General features: G+C 57.2%; 16 protein-coding genes and 2 tRNA genes. 17 read left to right on the top strand and 1 reads right to left on the bottom strand.

Translation table 11 applies throughout. The features are described 5' to 3' along the window. The first annotated feature begins 13 nt into the window (after positions 1-13). Positions 14-418 carry a hypothetical protein gene (locus HX786_RS21190; RefSeq protein WP_003212207.1) on the top strand — a complete coding sequence of 135 codons (405 nt, stop codon included), beginning with the start codon at positions 14-16 and terminating at the stop codon, positions 416-418. An 8-nt stretch (positions 419-426) separates the two neighbouring features. Here HX786_RS21190 and yhbY read toward each other — a convergent pair whose 3' ends face one another. Then, on the bottom strand, positions 427-735 hold the full coding sequence (gene yhbY / locus HX786_RS21185) for a ribosome assembly RNA-binding protein YhbY (protein ID WP_003212205.1): 309 nt from the start codon (positions 733-735) through the stop codon (positions 427-429). A gap of 105 nt (positions 736-840) precedes the next feature. Between yhbY and rlmE the strand changes: the two genes are divergently transcribed. From rlmE to HX786_RS21105, 16 genes are all read left to right on the top strand, one after another. Further along, positions 841-1,491, top strand: coding sequence for a 23S rRNA (uridine(2552)-2'-O)-methyltransferase RlmE (gene rlmE, locus HX786_RS21180; protein WP_003212203.1), 651 nt, complete (start codon positions 841-843; stop codon positions 1,489-1,491). Positions 1,492-1,691: 200 nt separating this feature from the next. Continuing rightward, the gene (gene ftsH, locus HX786_RS21175; protein WP_008436840.1) at positions 1,692-3,602 is read left to right on the top strand and encodes an ATP-dependent zinc metalloprotease FtsH; all 1,911 of its coding nucleotides are present in this window, start codon (positions 1,692-1,694) and stop codon (positions 3,600-3,602) included. Positions 3,603-3,610: 8 nt separating this feature from the next. Continuing rightward, the gene (folP, locus tag HX786_RS21170) at positions 3,611-4,462 is read left to right on the top strand and encodes a dihydropteroate synthase (protein WP_087693399.1); all 852 of its coding nucleotides are present in this window, start codon (positions 3,611-3,613) and stop codon (positions 4,460-4,462) included. Positions 4,463-4,478: 16 nt separating this feature from the next. Next, positions 4,479-5,816: a phosphoglucosamine mutase gene (glmM, locus tag HX786_RS21165; protein WP_003212196.1), complete on the top strand. Its 1,338-nt coding sequence runs from the start codon at positions 4,479-4,481 to the stop codon at positions 5,814-5,816. 66 nt (positions 5,817-5,882) lie between these two features. Then, positions 5,883-6,638, top strand: coding sequence for a triose-phosphate isomerase (gene tpiA / locus HX786_RS21160; RefSeq protein WP_178912552.1), 756 nt, complete (start codon positions 5,883-5,885; stop codon positions 6,636-6,638). Positions 6,639-6,642: 4 nt separating this feature from the next. Beyond that, positions 6,643-7,026, top strand: coding sequence for a preprotein translocase subunit SecG (gene secG / locus HX786_RS21155; RefSeq protein WP_026078118.1), 384 nt, complete (start codon positions 6,643-6,645; stop codon positions 7,024-7,026). Positions 7,027-7,047: 21 nt separating this feature from the next. Further along, positions 7,048-7,133 (top strand) — tRNA-Leu (locus HX786_RS21150). Between the two features lie 96 nt (positions 7,134-7,229). Continuing rightward, positions 7,230-7,306 (top strand) — tRNA-Met (locus HX786_RS21145). A 140-nt stretch (positions 7,307-7,446) separates the two neighbouring features. Next, on the top strand, positions 7,447-7,905 hold the full coding sequence (gene rimP / locus HX786_RS21140; RefSeq protein ID WP_003235029.1) for a ribosome maturation factor RimP: 459 nt from the start codon (positions 7,447-7,449) through the stop codon (positions 7,903-7,905). Positions 7,906-7,952: 47 nt separating this feature from the next. Beyond that, positions 7,953-9,434 carry a transcription termination factor NusA gene (gene nusA / locus HX786_RS21135; RefSeq protein ID WP_003212187.1) on the top strand — a complete coding sequence of 494 codons (1,482 nt, stop codon included), beginning with the start codon at positions 7,953-7,955 and terminating at the stop codon, positions 9,432-9,434. A 27-nt stretch (positions 9,435-9,461) separates the two neighbouring features. After that, positions 9,462-11,984 carry a translation initiation factor IF-2 gene (infB, locus tag HX786_RS21130; RefSeq protein ID WP_003212186.1) on the top strand — a complete coding sequence of 841 codons (2,523 nt, stop codon included), beginning with the start codon at positions 9,462-9,464 and terminating at the stop codon, positions 11,982-11,984. A 159-nt stretch (positions 11,985-12,143) separates the two neighbouring features. Continuing rightward, positions 12,144-12,545: a 30S ribosome-binding factor RbfA gene (gene rbfA / locus HX786_RS21125; protein WP_003212184.1), complete on the top strand. Its 402-nt coding sequence runs from the start codon at positions 12,144-12,146 to the stop codon at positions 12,543-12,545. Positions 12,546-12,548: 3 nt separating this feature from the next. Next, positions 12,549-13,466: a tRNA pseudouridine(55) synthase TruB gene (truB, locus tag HX786_RS21120; RefSeq protein ID WP_003212182.1), complete on the top strand. Its 918-nt coding sequence runs from the start codon at positions 12,549-12,551 to the stop codon at positions 13,464-13,466. A gap of 158 nt (positions 13,467-13,624) precedes the next feature. Continuing rightward, a complete protein-coding gene (gene rpsO, locus HX786_RS21115; RefSeq protein WP_003177875.1) occupies positions 13,625-13,894 on the top strand; it encodes a 30S ribosomal protein S15 in 270 nt (89 codons plus the stop codon). A 194-nt stretch (positions 13,895-14,088) separates the two neighbouring features. Beyond that, positions 14,089-16,194 (top strand): polyribonucleotide nucleotidyltransferase, encoded by a 2,106-nt coding sequence (gene pnp / locus HX786_RS21110; RefSeq protein ID WP_003212180.1) that lies wholly within the window; start codon positions 14,089-14,091, stop codon positions 16,192-16,194. 295 nt (positions 16,195-16,489) lie between these two features. Further along, the gene (locus HX786_RS21105; protein ID WP_003212178.1) at positions 16,490-17,110 is read left to right on the top strand and encodes a BON domain-containing protein; all 621 of its coding nucleotides are present in this window, start codon (positions 16,490-16,492) and stop codon (positions 17,108-17,110) included. Positions 17,111-17,324 lie beyond the last annotated feature (214 nt).

Here is a 17,324-nt window from a genome sequence, read left to right as displayed (position 1 = left end):
TCGTGCGGGCGCCATGCTTTGGCAGTTTGCCCAGATGCTTTGGGTTGGCGGCCTATGGCTGTTACATATTGGTGTGCTGCCGGCGCTGGGCCTGATTGGCCTGGCACCGTTGCTGATCGATGAGGTCAGCGGATTATTAAGCGCGTTGCTGGTAGGTTTTGCAGCGGCGTGCGTGACGCTTCAGGCGCTGGTGCTGATCAAGGCCGAAGGCTTGGGGAGTCTGTGGCGGGATATTCGCGGGCAACTGCTGTTGATGGCGCTGTATGCGTGCGCAATGTTTTGCGTGGTGCGCATCTTTCTGCCGGAGGCGTTGCGCTGGCAGCTGTTCAGCTATCTTGTGCTAGGGTTTTCCGGGTTGGTGCTGGTTGTACAGCCGGCGCCAGGATGGAGTGGCAGGGCGTGCGAAGCACGCCCGTGACCCTTGTTTCACTTGAAGCGGTGTACGTTCGACAGTTGCTTGTTGGCGCTGAAGTTCTTGCGATACAGCAGCGCCATCTTGCCGATGACCTGAACCAGGTCCGCTTTGCCAGCCTTGCACAGTTCTGCAATAGCTGCCAGGCGCGCCTCGCGATCAAGGATGCTGACCTTGATCTTGATTAGCTCGTGATCGCCCAATGCGCGTTCAAGTTCGGCTAACACACCTTCAGTCAAACCGTTGTCAGCCACAATCAAAACTGGTTTCAGATGGTGGCCAATGGATTTGTACTGTTTCTTCTGCTCTTGAGTGAGCGGCATAATCTGACCCCTGCGTCTGATCTTGTAAAAAGCGGCGGCCAGTTTACCCGAGCGAGTCCGGGACCGCCCAGTTAATCACGACCCGTTTTATTTTCGAGGTGGCCCGTGGCCCGTTCCAAAACTAGCCTTAAGTGGCTGCAAGAGCATTTCAACGACCCTTACGTCAAAATGGCGCAAAAGGATGGCTACCGTTCCCGGGCCAGCTACAAACTGCTGGAGATCCAGGAAAAGGACAAGTTGATCCGTCCTGGCATGAGCGTTATCGACCTGGGTGCCGCCCCGGGTGGCTGGTCCCAGGTGACCAGTCGTCTGATTGGTGGACAAGGTCGTTTGATCGCTTCCGACATCCTGGAAATGGACAGCATCCCTGACGTGACCTTTGTTCACGGCGATTTTACCCAGGACGAAGTGCTGGCACAGATCCTTGAGGCCGTCGGAAATTCGCAGGTAGACCTTGTGATTTCCGATATGGCCCCCAATATGAGTGGATTACCGGCTGTTGATATGCCGCGAGCCATGTTCCTGTGTGAATTGGCACTGGACCTGGCAGGACGGGTACTGCGTCCGGGTGGTGACTTCCTGGTCAAGGTCTTCCAGGGTGAAGGCTTCGACGAGTATCACAAGAACATCCGCAAACTGTTCGACAAGGTACAGACACGCAAGCCTGACTCTTCCCGGGACAGGTCTCGCGAGCAGTATTTGCTGGGTCGCGGCTTCCGTGGCATTGAAGGCGCTGCCAGTGAAGAGCGTTTTTGAGAAATTTGACGGAGGCGATAGGTTTTTTTATATCGCTTTCGTCACGAAGCTTTACGAATATTGTGTAGTCAAAGTTTCACAAAGGGTTACAGACGGCGCCTGCCAGAGTTGTAGGTAATGTAGTAAGTTAGGCCGGTGAATATCATGCGAAGCACGCGCCAGTAGCGGAGCTTGCTTCAGAGGGTAGTTAATTGAACGATATGGCAAAGAATCTGATCCTGTGGTTGATCATCGCGGCTGTCCTCGTGACGGTGATGAACAACTTCTCCAGCCCTAACGAGCCGCAGACCCTCAACTATTCCGACTTCATCCAGCAAGTTAAGGATGGCAAGGTCGAGCGCGTAGCGGTTGATGGCTACGTGATTACCGGCAAGCGCAACGATGGCGACAGCTTCAAGACCATCCGTCCGGCAATCCAGGACAATGGCCTGATCGGCGACCTGGTGGATAACCATGTGGTTGTCGAAGGCAAGCAGCCTGAGCAGCAGAGCATCTGGACCCAGCTCCTGGTGGCCAGCTTCCCGATACTGGTGATTATCGCCGTGTTCATGTTCTTCATGCGCCAGATGCAAGGTGGTGCGGGAGGCAAGGGCGGGCCGATGAGCTTCGGCAAGAGCAAGGCACGCCTGCTTTCCGAAGATCAGGTGAAAACCACCCTGGCTGACGTTGCCGGCTGCGACGAAGCCAAGGAAGAAGTGGGCGAACTGGTTGAATTCCTGCGCGATCCGGGCAAGTTCCAGCGCCTGGGTGGCCGTATTCCTCGCGGTGTGCTGATGGTTGGCCCGCCAGGTACCGGTAAAACCCTGTTGGCCAAGGCCATTGCCGGCGAAGCCAAAGTACCTTTCTTCACCATTTCCGGTTCCGACTTCGTCGAAATGTTCGTCGGTGTAGGTGCCAGCCGTGTTCGCGATATGTTCGAACAGGCCAAGAAGCACGCTCCGTGCATCATCTTCATCGATGAAATCGACGCCGTTGGTCGCCATCGTGGCGCCGGCATGGGCGGCGGTCATGATGAGCGTGAGCAGACGCTTAACCAGTTGCTGGTTGAGATGGACGGCTTTGAAATGAACGACGGCATCATCGTGATCGCCGCAACCAACCGTCCAGACGTACTCGACCCCGCGTTGCTGCGTCCGGGCCGTTTTGACCGTCAGGTCGTTGTCGGTTTGCCAGACATCCGCGGTCGTGAGCAGATCCTGAAAGTACACATGCGCAAAGTGCCAATGGGCGACGACGTGGCTCCGGCCGTGATTGCCCGTGGTACTCCAGGCTTCTCCGGTGCCGACCTTGCCAACCTGGTGAACGAGGCGTCGCTGTTTGCCGCCCGTACCGGCAAGCGCATCGTTGAAATGAAGGAGTTCGAGCTGGCGAAAGACAAGATCATGATGGGCGCCGAGCGCAAATCCATGGTCATGTCCGAGAAAGAGAAGCAGAACACCGCTTATCATGAAGCCGGTCACGCCATTGTTGGTCGCGTTGTGCCTGAGCATGACCCGGTCTACAAGGTATCGATCATTCCTCGTGGCCGGGCGCTGGGCGTCACCATGTTCCTGCCGGAAGAGGATCGCTACAGCCTCTCCAAGCGTGCCTTGATCAGCCAGATCTGCTCGCTGTATGGCGGCCGGATCGCCGAAGAGATGACCCTGGGCTTCGACGGTGTTACCACCGGTGCCTCCAACGACATCATGCGTGCCAGCCAGATTGCACGGAACATGGTGACCAAGTGGGGTCTGTCGGAGAAACTCGGTCCTTTGATGTATGCCGAGGAAGAAGGCGAAGTATTCCTGGGTCGCGGTGGTGGTGGTCAAGCTGCCAGCTTCTCCGGCGAGACAGCCAAGCTGATCGACTCCGAGGTGCGCAGCATCATTGACCAGTGCTACGGCACGGCCAAGCAGATCCTCACCGACAACCGCGACAAGCTCGACGCCATGGCTGATGCCCTGATGAAGTACGAGACCATTGATGCCGAGCAGATTGACGACATCATGGCTGGTCGTACGCCTCGCGAGCCTCGCGATTGGGAAGGTGGTTCGGGTACTTCGGGCACGCCGCCAGTGGTACAGAACGAACGCCCTGAAGCCCCGATCGGCGGCCCGGCTGCTGACCATTAAGGTTTGAAATGACTTCTGCGTTGTCCTCGACCCGGTTGCCTTGCGGCAGCCGGGTTCTTGATTTGGCCCATACACACGTTATGGGCATTCTTAATGTAACCCCTGATTCCTTTTCCGATGGTGGTCGCTTCAGTCAGCTTGATGCTGCGTTGCGCCATGCGGAAGCGATGGTGGCTGCCGGTGCGACTCTGATTGACGTCGGTGGCGAATCAACCCGGCCCGGCGCGCGCGCAGTTTCTCCCCTGGAGGAACTGGAGCGGGTTGCTCCGATTGTCGAGCGCATCCATCAAGAGCTGGACGTCATCATCTCTGTCGATACCTCGACCCCTGCTGTTATGCGCGAAACTGCGCGGCTGGGTGCAGGGTTGATCAACGATGTGCGCTCTTTGCAGCGCGATGGCGCTCTGGATGCGGCCGCCGCGACGGGGCTGCCGGTTTGCCTGATGCATATGCTTGGCGAGCCGGGCACGATGCAGGACGACCCGCATTACGACAATCTGGTCGGTGAAGTGAAAGGCTTCCTTGCCGAGCGCATGGCTCAATGCGCGGCGGTGGGGATTGCTCCCGAGCGGATAATCCTCGACCCGGGATTTGGCTTTGCCAAGACCTTGCAGCACAATTTAAGCCTGTTCAAGCATATGGAATCCCTGCATGCCCTTGGTCGCCCCTTGTTGGTCGGGGTTTCGCGCAAGAGCATGATAGGTCTGGCGTTGAATCGTCCCGTGGGTGAGCGGCTGCATGGCGGCCTGGCACTTGCGGCACTTGCCGTGGTCAAGGGTGCGCGCATCTTGCGCGTGCATGACGTGGCCGAGACGATAGATGTAGTGCGGATGATCGCAGCGGTTGAATCAGCCGAATAAGAATGATGGAGCACTTATGACTAAAAAGTATTTTGGCACCGATGGCATTCGCGGTCGGGTCGGCGAATTCCCGATTACTCCCGATTTCATGCTCAAGCTGGGCTGGGCCGCCGGCATGGCGTTCCGCAGCATGGGGGCCTGCCGTATCCTGGTGGGTAAGGACACGCGTATCTCGGGTTATATGTTTGAGTCTGCGCTGGAGGCAGGTCTGTCTGCTGCCGGCGCTGATGTGATGCTGTTGGGGCCGATGCCTACGCCGGCGATCGCTTACCTGACGCGTACCTTTCATGCTGAAGCCGGTATCGTGATCAGCGCTTCGCACAATCCCCACGATGACAACGGCATCAAGTTCTTCTCAGGCCAGGGCACCAAGCTGCCGGATGAGATCGAGCATATGATCGAAGAGTTGCTGGATGCGCCGATGACCGTCGTCGAATCGAGCAAGCTGGGCAAGGTTTCGCGGATTAACGACGCTTCCGGCCGTTACATCGAGTTTTGCAAAAGCAGCGTGCCTAGCAGCACCAATTTTGCCGGGTTGAAGGTCGTCATCGACTGCGCCCACGGCGCGACGTACAAAGTCGCACCGAGTGTGTTCAAGGAGCTTGGCGCAGACGTTACTGTACTGTCGGCGCAGCCGAACGGCCTGAACATCAACGACAACTGCGGCTCAACCCACATGGGGCAGTTGCAGGCGGCTGTCCTGGCTGAGCATGCCGACTTGGGCATCGCGTTCGATGGTGATGGCGACCGCGTATTGATGGTCGACCACACTGGCGCGATCGTCGATGGCGACGACCTGTTGTTCATCATCGCCCGTGACCTGCATGAGCGTAACAAGCTGCAAGGCGGCGTCGTCGGTACCTTGATGAGCAATCTTGGCCTGGAGCTGGCCCTGGCAGATCTGGGGATCCCGTTTGTGCGCGCCAATGTCGGTGACCGCTACGTGATTGCCGACCTGCTGGAGCGTAATTGGCAGGTGGGTGGCGAAAATTCCGGTCATATCGTCTGCTTCCAGCACACGACTACCGGGGATGCGATCATTGCGGCGCTGCAGGTGCTGCTGGCGCTGCGTCGCCGTGAAGAAAGCCTGGCCCAGGCGCGGCAGGCGTTGCGCAAGTGCCCGCAAGTGCTGCTCAACGTGCGCTTTGCAGGCGGTGACAACCCTATCGAGCATCCGGCTGTCAAAGAGGCCAGTGAGCGCGTGACTGCCGCCATGGCGGGGCGTGGCCGGGTCTTGCTGCGCAAGTCGGGTACCGAGCCTTTGGTGCGTGTAATGGTCGAGGGCGAGGACGAAACACAGGTTCGCGGCTATGCCGAAGAGCTGGCAAAACTGGTAACTGAAGTTTGCGCCTGAATTCGGCTTGCCAGTGATGATGTGGTTGGGTAACATCTGCGCCCACTTTGACCGACGAGGTACAGCATGCGTCGCACTATGGTAGCTGGTAACTGGAAGATGCACGGTACCCGCGCCAGTGTCGCTGAGCTGATCAATGGCCTTCGTCATTTGGCCTTGCCTAGCGGTGTTGATGTCGCGGTATTCCCGCCTTGCTTGTATATCAATCAAGTGATTGATGGCTTGAAAGGCAAGTCGATCCAGATCGGCGCGCAGAACTCTGCGGTGGAATCCATGCAAGGTGCGTTGACCGGTGAGATTGCACCGAGTCAGCTGGTTGATGCGGGTTGTTCCCTGGTGCTTGTTGGGCACTCCGAGCGCCGCCAGATCATGGGCGAGCGTGATGGGACACTCAATCGAAAATTCGCGGCGGCACAGGCTTGCGGCTTGGTTCCGGTGTTGTGCATAGGGGAGACCCTTGAGCAGCGTGAGTCCGGTAAAACTCTTGAGGTTGTCGGGCGTCAGCTGGGCAGCATCATCGAGGAGCTGGGAGTCGGTGCCTTTGCAAATGCAGTAATTGCTTACGAGCCGGTCTGGGCCATTGGCACCGGGCTGACTGCTTCGCCGCAACAGGCGCAGGATGTGCACGCAGCCATCCGCGCGCAGTTGGCGGCAGAGAATTCTGAGGTCGCACGAGGTGTGCGGCTTCTATACGGCGGCAGCGTGAAGGCGGCCAATGCGGTCGAACTGTTCGGCATGCCGGATATCGATGGGGGGCTCATTGGTGGAGCTTCCCTGAATGCAGATGAGTTCGGTGCGATTTGTCGCGCCGCGGGAAACTGAAAAAATGCTGGAAACAGTCATCGTTGTTTTTCATCTGCTGGGTGCACTGGGCGTAGTTGCTCTGGTTTTGCTGCAGCAGGGTAAAGGTGCGGACGCTGGTGCGTCTTTCGGGGCAGGTGCTTCAAATACTGTGTTCGGAAGCCAAGGTTCCTCTACCTTTCTTAGTAAGTTTACTGCTATACTTGCCGCCGGTTTCTTCATAACCAGCTTGGGGTTAGGTTACTTTGCTAAAGAGAAAGCTCATGTGCTGACTCAAGTAGGTCTCCCAAACCCAGCAGTGTTGGAAGTACCAAAAGCAAAACCGGCTTCTGATGATGTCCCGGTGCTTCAAGAGCAAAAGTCGGCTACTCCAGCGACTGACGTACCTCCAGCTCAAGAGCAGAAGTAAGAAGGTTGTAAACGCTGTATTGCCGAGGTGGTGGAATTGGTAGACACGCAACCTTGAGGTGGTTGTGCCCATAGGGTGTAGGGGTTCGAGTCCCCTTCTCGGTACCAATTATCAGGAGAGCCCGCTGTTGCGGGCTTTCTTGTAGGTGGAAGGTTACATTGACCCTGTAAGGGATCGGTCGTATACTTCCGCCCCAGCTTTGTCGCGGGGTGGAGCAGTCTGGTAGCTCGTCGGGCTCATAACCCGAAGGTCGTCGGTTCAAATCCGGCCCCCGCAACCAGTTTTAGCGGAGCCCCTTTTAAGGGGCTTTTTGTTAGCTGGACACTTTCAACGCCGCTGTTCGACGGCGTTTCAAGGATGGGCGTTTCGCCCATTTTTTTATTTTGCACAGCATGCACATACATGCACGAGGGGGTTCAGGTGTCGAGCAAGCTAGAAGAGTTGCAGGCCTTGTTGGCCCCGGTGGTCGTGGCCCTAGGCTATGAATGCTGGGGTATTGAGTTTTCGGCTCAAGGTCGCCACTCAATGTTGCGCGTTTATATCGATAAAGAGGGCGGCGTGCTGGTGGACGATTGTGCCATTGTCAGCCGTCAGATCAGCGGTGTCCTGGATGTTGAAGATCCGATCTCCGTTGAATACACCCTCGAAGTTTCCTCGCCTGGCATGGAACGCCCACTGTTCACTATTGATCAGTTTGCAAAATTTGCCGGTGAACAAGTGAAGATCAAGCTGCGCTCTCCCTTTGAAGGGCGACGCAACTTTCAGGGCCTTCTGCGCGGTGTAGAAGAGCAGGACGTCGTGGTGCAGGTAGAAGACCATGAGTTCCTGTTGCCGATCGATATGATCGACAAGGCCAACATTATTCCCAGTTTTGACTGAGACGCGGATCCCGCGGATCCAATGGCTTGCGAAAGGCGAGGCGTACGATGAGCAAAGAAGTACTGCTGGTTGTTGAGTCGGTATCCAATGAAAAGGGCGTACCGGCAAACGTGATTTTTGAAGCGCTGGAGCTGGCCCTGGCCACTGCTACCAAAAAGCGTTTTGAAGACGAAGTTGATCTGCGTGTGGAAATCAACCGCCACACCGGTGCCTACGAGACTTTCCGTCGCTGGACGGTCGTCGAAGAAGCCGATCTTGATGATCCGGCCATCGAAACCTGGCCGAGCAAGGTTGCTGAAACGCATCCGGGCGCCCAGGTCGGTGATGTCGTCGAAGAAAAGATCGAATCCATCGAGTTCGGCCGCATCGCTGCACAGACTGCCAAGCAAGTCATCGTGCAGAAGGTCCGCGAAGCCGAGCGCGCTCAAGTCGTTGACGCTTATCGCGAGCGCCTGGGGGAAATCATCTCCGGCACCGTGAAAAAAGTCACCCGCGACAACGTGATCGTCGACCTGGGTAACAACGCTGAAGCGTTGCTGGCCCGCGAAGACATCATTTCCCGCGAAACTTTCCGGGTTGGCGTGCGCTTGCGTGCGCTGCTCAAGGAAATCCGCACCGAGAACCGCGGCCCTCAGTTGATCCTGTCGCGTACCGCGCCGGAAATGCTGATCGAGCTGTTCCGCATCGAAGTGCCGGAAATTGCCGAAGGCCTGATCGAAGTCATGGCTGCGTCCCGCGATCCGGGTTCACGCGCCAAGATCGCGGTCCGCTCCAAGGACAAACGCATCGACCCGCAAGGTGCTTGCATTGGTATGCGCGGTTCGCGCGTCCAGGCAGTGTCGGGCGAATTGGGCGGTGAGCGTGTGGACATCGTCCTGTGGGACGATAACCCTGCGCAGTTCGTGATCAACGCAATGTCGCCTGCTGAAGTGGCGGCAATTATCGTTGACGAGGATGCCCATGCAATGGACATCGCCGTTGGCGCAGACAATTTGGCTCAGGCCATCGGTCGCGGTGGTCAGAACGTACGTTTGGCCAGCCAGTTGACCGGCTGGACCCTGAACGTGATGACCGAATCGGACATCCAGGCTAAGCAGCAAGCAGAAACCGGTGACATCCTGCGCAACTTCATCGACGAGCTGGAAGTCGACGAAGACCTGGCACAGGTGCTGGTAGATGAAGGCTTCACCAGCCTGGAAGAGATTGCCTACGTACCGTTGGAAGAAATGCTCAACATCGACGGCTTTGACGAAGACACCGTCAACGAGCTTCGCGCTCGGGCCAAGGATCGTTTGTTGACTAAAGCCATCGCTACTGAGGAAAAGCTGGCAGACGCCCATCCGGCCGAAGACCTGCTCTCGCTTGAGGGTATGGACAAGGATTTGGCGATGGAACTGGCGGTGCGCGGCGTAATTACCCGCGAAGACCTGGCCGAGCAGTCTATTGACGACCTGCTCGACATCGACGGCATTGACGATGATCGTGCCGGCAAGTTGATCATGGCCGCCCGAGCCCATTGGTTCGAGTAATTAGGCGCGGCCTGAGGAGAGAAGTGCATGACGCAAGTCACGGTGAAACAACTGGCCGATGAGGTCAAAACACCGGTAGAGCGCCTGTTGCAGCAGATGCGTGAGGCAGGTCTGCCGCACACCGCCGCCGATGAAGGTGTGAGCGATAGTGAGAAGCAGTCTTTGCTGACTCACTTGAAGAGCAGCCACAAGGCGAAAGTGGAAGAACCGCGCAAGATTACATTGCAGCGCAAAACCACCAGCACCCTGCGTGTTGCTGGCAGCAAGAGCATCAGCGTTGAAGTACGCAAGAAGAAAGTCTTCGTACAGCGCAGCCCGGAAGAAATCGAAGCCGAGCGCAAACGCGAACTGGAAGAACGTCGCGCAGTAGAAAATGCTGCTCGTCAGAAGGCTGAAGAAGAAGCCAAGCGTCGCGCCGAAGAAGAAGCGCGTCGCCAGCCTGCTGCTGCGCAACCTGCTAACACTGAGGCCGTTGCTGCGCCTAGCGCGCCTGTTGAAGCTGTTCGTGAGGCCGCTCCGGTTGCCGCCGCGCCAGCTCCAGCAGCCGACGCTCGCAAACGCGAAGAGCCTCGCCGCCCGGACAAACCACGTGCCGACGATAACAATCGTCGTGGCAGTGGCGATGGTGAGCGCAAAAACGCTCCACACCGTGCTTCGGTCAAAGAGAAGGCGCCAGCGCCACGCGTTGCCCCACGTACTACCGACGAAGAAAGCGACAGCTTCCGTCGCGGTGGTCGCGGCAAGGCCAAGCTGAAGAAGCGCAACGCCCACGGTTTCCAGAGCCCAACCGGCCCTGTCGTGCGTGATGTGCAGATCGGCGAGACCATCACTGTTGGCGATCTCGCCAATCAGATGTCGGTCAAGGCTGCTGAAATCATCAAGTTCATGTTCAAACTGGGTACCCCAGCGACCATCAACCAGGTACTGGACCAGGAAACTGCCCAACTGGTTGCTGAAGAGCTGGGCCACAAAGTGACCCTGGTCAGCGACACCGCCCTGGAAGATTCCCTGGCCGAGTCCCTGAAGTTTGAAGGCGAGACTTTCTCCCGTGCGCCAGTCGTGACCGTAATGGGCCACGTTGACCATGGTAAGACCTCGCTGCTCGACTATATCCGTCGTGCCAAGGTAGCTGCAGGCGAAGCCGGCGGCATCACCCAGCACATCGGTGCATACCACGTTGAAACCGAACGCGGCATGGTCACCTTCCTCGACACCCCTGGTCACGCCGCGTTTACCGCCATGCGTGCCCGTGGTGCCAAGGCGACTGACATCGTGATCCTGGTAGTTGCAGCGGACGACGGCGTAATGCCGCAGACCATTGAAGCTGTCCAGCACGCTAAAGCCGCTGGTGTTCCTCTGGTTGTTGCAGTGAACAAAATCGACAAGCCGGGCGCCGATCTCGATCGCATCCGTAGCGAACTGTCGGTTCACGGCGTGACTTCCGAAGAGTGGGGCGGTGATACGCCATTCGTTTCGGTTTCGGCGAAAGTCGGTACCGGTGTAGACGAACTGCTCGAAGCTGTCCTGCTGCAAGCCGAAGTTCTTGAACTGAAAGCAACCCCATCGGCCCCGGGTCGTGGTGTTGTGGTTGAATCGCGTCTCGACAAGGGTCGTGGCCCGGTTGCAACCGTTCTGGTTCAAGACGGTACCCTGCGCCAAGGCGACATGGTCCTGGTCGGTTCGAACTATGGCCGTGTACGTGCCATGCTCGACGAGAACGGCAAGCCAATCAAGGAAGCCGGTCCTTCCATCCCTGTCGAGATCCTCGGCCTGGACGGTACCCCGGACGCTGGCGACGAGATGAGCGTGCTGTCGGACGAGAAGAAAGCCCGTGAAGTGGCTCTGTTCCGTCAAGGCAAGTTCCGCGAAGTCAAGCTGGCCCGTGCTCACGCCGGCAAGCTGGAAAACATCTTCGAGAACATGGGCCAGGCAGAGAAGAAGACGCTTAACATCGTCCTCAAATCTGACGTTCGTGGTTCCCTCGAAGCGTTGAACGGCGCCTTGAATGGCCTGGGTAACGACGAAGTGCAAGTGCGTGTGGTCGGCGGCGGTGTCGGTGGTATCACCGAATCCGATGCCAACCTGGCGCTGGCCTCCAACGCTGTACTGTTCGGCTTCAACGTGCGTGCCGATGCTGGCGCACGGAAGATCGTCGAGCAGGAAGGCCTGGACATGCGTTACTACAACGTCATCTACGACATCATCGAAGACGTCAAGAAAGCCCTCACCGGCATGCTTGGCAGCGACGTCCGGGAGAACATCCTGGGTGTGGCCGAGGTGCGTGATGTGTTCCGCTCGCCGAAATTCGGCGCGATCGCCGGTTGCATGGTTATCGAAGGTGTTGTGCACCGTAACCGTCCAATCCGTGTACTGCGTGAAGACATCGTTATCTTCGAAGGCGAGCTGGAATCCCTGCGCCGCTTCAAGGATGACGCTTCCGAAGTACGTGCCGGCATGGAATGCGGTATTGGCGTCAAGAGCTACAACGACGTCAAGGCGGGTGACAAGATCGAAGTCTACGAGAAGGTCCAGGTTGCTCGCAGCCTCTAACTCGCGTACTTCAAGGGCCACGCAGCGCCCGGGCATGCAAATGCCTGGCGCTGTGTCCGGACTCTAAACGCAACGCCCGGTCTGGCTTTTGTCAGGCCGGGCGTTTGCCGCTTTCAGACCCCACGGGTTTCACCGTGTGGCAGCAACAGGTAACAAGACATGGCAAAAGAATACAGCCGTACCCAACGTATCGGCGATCAGATGCAGCGTGAGCTGGCACAGCTGATCCGTCGTGAAGTAAAAGACCCACGTGTTGGCCTGGTCACCATCACCGCCGTTGAAGTCAGCCGTGACGTTGGTCACGCCAAGATCTTCATCACCGTGATGGGCCAGGACAACAGCGAAGAAATCGCGCAAAGCATCAAGGTGCTCAACTCCGCCGCAGGTTTCCTGCGTATGCAGTTGGCCCGTGAAATGAAGCTGCGCAGCGTTCCTCAGTTGCACTTCCACTACGACGAAAGTGTCGTGCGTGGCGCGCACCTGTCGGCACTGATCGAGCGGGCCGTGGCTGAAGACAATCAGCACCCGGAATCCGCCACGCCTGAAGACGCCAAGGAGTAATCGGTGGCTCAGGTCAAACGCATCCGTCGTAATGTCAGCGGCATCATTCTGCTCGACAAACCCATTGGTTTTACCTCCAATGCGGCGTTGCAGAAGGTTCGCTGGCTGCTCAATGCCGAGAAGGCAGGGCACACCGGCAGCCTCGACCCCTTGGCCACCGGCGTGTTGCCGTTGTGCTTCGGCGAGGCCACCAAGTTTTCGCAATACCTGCTCGATTCCGACAAGGGCTACGAGACCCTGATGCAACTGGGCAAGACCACCACCACGGCAGACGCCGAAGGTGATGTTTTGCAGGTTCGCGAGGTGACCGTTGGTCGTGCTGATATCGAAGCTGCCTTACCTGCTTTTCGTGGGCAAATCAGTCAGATACCGCCGATGTACTCGGCTCTCAAGCGTGATGGCCAGCCTCTTTACAAGCTGGCACGTGCAGGGGAAGTGGTGGAGCGCGAACCGCGTTCTGTTACTATTGCGCGCTTGGAATTGCTCGCCGCTGAAGGCGACACTGCCCGGTTGGCGGTGGACTGCAGCAAAGGCACCTATATCCGCACCCTCGTGGAAGATATCGGTGAGCAACTAGGCTGTGGCGCATACGTTGCAGAACTGCGACGCACCCAGGCAGGCCCTTTCACCCTGGCCCAGACGGTCACGCTGGAAGAACTGGAGGCAGTGCATGCCGAAGGCGGCAACGAAGCGGTTGATCGCTTCCTGATGCCATCGGACAGCGGTTTACTGGATTGGCCATTGCTGCACTTCTCGGAGCACAGCGCGTTCTACTGGCTTAACGGCCAGCCGGTACGTGCACCGGATGCCCCGAAGTTCGGCATGGTGCGGGTACAAGATCACAACGGTCGCTTTATCGGTATCGGTGAAGTGAGCGAAGACGGGCGCATCGCGCCGCGTCGACTGATTCGGTCAGAATGACCGAAACCAGTTTGTGGTAAAGCGCAGTAGCTTTTACGCAAACTGGAACGAGGGTGGCTGTTAGCAGGCATGGTCACTACTCATTTTTAGATACAGGGATTTGTCCCTGGCCTGTTGAAACTGCCCTTTGGGTGGTTTCCTGAAAAAAGGATTGCCTCATGGCTCTCGACGTTCAAGAAAAAGCACAAATCGTTGCTGACTATCAGCAAGCTGTTGGTGACACTGGTTCGCCAGAAGTGCAAGTTGCACTGCTGACCCACAACATCAACAAGCTGCAAGGTCACTTCAAGGCCAACGGTAAAGATCACCACTCCCGTCGTGGTCTGATCCGCATGGTAAACCAGCGCCGTAAGCTGCTGGACTACCTGAAAGGCAAGGATCTGGGTCGTTATCAGACTCTGATCGGTCGCCTGGGTCTGCGTCGCTAATAAGCGATTGCGCTAGAGGTTGGTTGGCTGTCGTGTGTCAGTGGGTTTCCCGCTGGCCCATGGCAGGCTTCCAGCCTCAAGTTTTATCTGGATACACGTTTTACCCTGGACAGGCGTTGGGCCGATTCCCGACATTGCCCAAGAATTTCGCAAGAAGACAAGTTCCCCAAGAGCCACAAAGAAGGTAGGACACCGTGAACCCGGTTATCAAAAAATTCCAGTTCGGTCAGTCGACCGTTACCCTCGAGACAGGCCGTATCGCCCGTCAAGCCTCCGGTGCAGTGCTGGTTACCGTTGACGACGACGTCACCGTATTGGTGACCGTTGTAGGCGCCAAGACCGCTGACCCAAGCAAAGGCTTCTTCCCTCTTTCCGTTCACTACCAGGAAAAGACTTACGCTGCAGGTAAGATCCCTGGTGGTTTCTTCAAGCGTGAAGGCCGTCCTTCCGAGAAAGAAACCCTGACTTCCCGACTGATCGACCGTCCGATCCGTCCGCTGTTCCCAGAAGGCTTCATGAACGAAGTGCAGGTTGTCTGCACCGTCGTTTCCACCAGCAAGAAGACCGATCCGGACATCGCTGCGATGATCGGTACCTCGGCGGCCCTGGCCATCTCCGGTATTCCTTTCGATGGCCCGATCGGCGCTGCCCGTGTTGCATTCCACGAAAGCACCGGCTACCTGCTGAACCCGACTTACGAACAACAGAAAGCTTCGAGCCTGGACATGGTCGTTGCCGGTACTTCGGAAGCCGTGTTGATGGTTGAATCGGAAGCCAAAGAGCTGACCGAAGACCAGATGCTGGGCGCTGTACTGTTTGCTCACGACGAGTTCCAGGTTGTGATCAACGCTGTCAAGGAACTGGCCGCTGAAGCTGCCAAGCCAACCTGGACCTGGGCTCCTCAGCCAGAAGCTACCGCACTGCTGGGCGCTATCCGCTCCGAGTTCGGCACCGCTATCTCCGACGCCTACACCATCACCATCAAGGCCGACCGTTACGCTCGCCTGGGTGAACTGAAGGACCAGGTTGTTGCCAAGCTTTCCGGTGAAGAAGGCCAGCCTTCTTCCAGCGAAGTCAAAGCAGCCTTCGGCGAAATCGAATACCGCACCGTTCGCGAAAACATCGTTAACGGCAAGCCACGTATCGACGGCCGCGACACCCGCACCGTACGTCCGCTGAACATCGAAGTCGGCGTTCTGCCAAAAACCCACGGTTCGGCCCTGTTCACCCGTGGTGAAACCCAGGCCCTGGTTGTTGCAACACTGGGTACTGCCCGTGACGCACAGCTGCTGGACACCCTGGAAGGCGAGAAAAAAGACCCGTTCATGCTGCACTACAACTTCCCTCCGTTCTCGGTAGGTGAGTGTGGTCGCATGGGTGGTGCTGGTCGTCGCGAAATCGGTCACGGCCGTCTGGCCCGTCGTTCGATTGCAGCCATGTTGCCTGCCGCCGACGTGTTCCCGTACACCATTCGTGTTGTGTCGGAAATCACCGAGTCCAACGGTTCCAGCTCCATGGCTTCGGTCTGCGGCGCTTCCCTGGCTCTGATGGATGCCGGCGTTCCGATGAAGGCACCGGTTGCCGGTATCGCCATGGGCCTGGTTAAAGAAGGCGAGAAGTTCGCCATCCTGACCGACATCCTGGGCGACGAAGACCACCTGGGCGACATGGACTTCAAAGTAGCCGGTACCGCCAAAGGTGTTACCGCGCTGCAGATGGACATCAAGATCAAGGGCATCACCGAAGAAATCATGGAAATCGCTCTGGGCCAAGCCCTGGAAGCGCGCCTGAACATCCTCGGTCAGATGAACCAGATCATTGGCCAGTCCCGTACCGAACTGTCGGAAAATGCTCCGACCATGATCGCGATGAAAATCGACACCGACAAAATCCGTGATGTTATCGGTAAAGGCGGCGCGACCATTCGTGCGATCTGTGAAGAGACCAAGGCTTCGATCGACATCGAAGACGACGGCTCGATCAAGATCTTCGGCGAAACCAAGGAAGCGGCTGAAGCGGCACGTCAGCGCGTGCTGGGTATCACTGCTGAAGCCGAGATCGGCAAGATCTACGTCGGTAAGGTTGAGCGCATCGTCGACTTCGGCGCATTCGTCAACATCCTGCCGGGCAAGGACGGTCTGGTTCACATCTCCATGCTGAGCGACGCTCGCGTTGAGAAAGTGACCGACATCCTGAAAGAAGGCCAGGAAGTGGAAGTACTGGTACTGGACGTGGACAACCGCGGCCGTATCAAGCTGTCCATCAAGGACGTAGCAGCAGCCAAGGCTTCGGGCGTTTAATCACCCCGTCGCTGCAAGCTGAAAAAGGACTCTTCGGAGTCCTTTTTTTATGCCTGCGGGAAAGTGTCGCGAAATCAGGCGTTTAGCCATACCCCAAAAGCCGCAACTTGCATGCAGGCACGTTCGTCTTCATGCAAGTTGCACGATTCCGAAAATCACCTGTTTTCATAACGTATTGTTTTATAAGGATTTAATTGGTCGCATCGAGTTGGCACACTGTCTGCAATATCCCTGTTAACGCTGCAGCATCAAGGTTTACGTACTGCAGACTTTTAATAAAACAGGAGTTACTCGTATGAAGAAGTTCGCTCTCGCTACTGCTACCGCTCTGACCCTGGCCATGGGTGCTAACGTAGCCTTTGCTCAGACTTCCCAAGCCCCTATGACGCTGGCGGCCGGTGAAGTCACCAAGGCTAAAGAGTCCACTTCGGATACCTGGATCACCACCAAAGTCAAAGCTGACCTGCTGACCGAGAAAGGTATTCCTGGTTCGGACATTAAGGTTGAGACCAACAAAGGTGTGGTTTCCCTGTCCTCGACAGTTGCTATCTCCGACGCTCAGAAAGCTACTGCTGTAGCGATCACCAAGAAAATCAAAGGCGTAACCGCAGTTTCGGCTGACGGCCTGATGGCTGGCGGCGCTACCAAGGCTGATAACGTCGACAAAACCAAAAGTGCAGCTGCTGGTGCCAAAGAGTCCACCTCGGACACTTGGATCACCACCAAAGTGAAAGCTGACCTGGTAACCGAGAAAGGTATTCCTGGCACCGACATCAAAGTCGAAACCAACAAAGGTGTAGTTTCCCTGTCGTCGACCGTCGCAGTGACTGAAGCGCAGAAAACTACCGCGGTGAACATCACCAAGAAAATCAAAGGCGTTAAAGCTGTATCGGCCGACGGCCTGAAAGCAGAGTAACGCTTAACGAATCGCCTGAGCTAGGCGGAGGCGGCCACGAGCGAGTCTAGTTATCCGCTCAATGCACCTCACAGGTTCATGCGACCGACCACACGGATGTGGTCATTACAGGCCCCGGCACTTGTGTCGGGGCCTGTTCTATTGTGGGTAGAAAAGTGGGGAGGTCAGCGAGGCTCTTGTGGCGAGGGGGCTTGCCCCCGTTGGGCTGCGTAGC

Origin of the sequence: Pseudomonas sp. 21615526 (assembly GCF_013386245.1) — a bacterium.
Classification (GTDB): domain Bacteria; phylum Pseudomonadota; class Gammaproteobacteria; order Pseudomonadales; family Pseudomonadaceae; genus Aquipseudomonas.
Note: the sequence above shows the minus strand (reverse complement) of the source record. Positions and strands in the feature narration are given on the sequence as shown.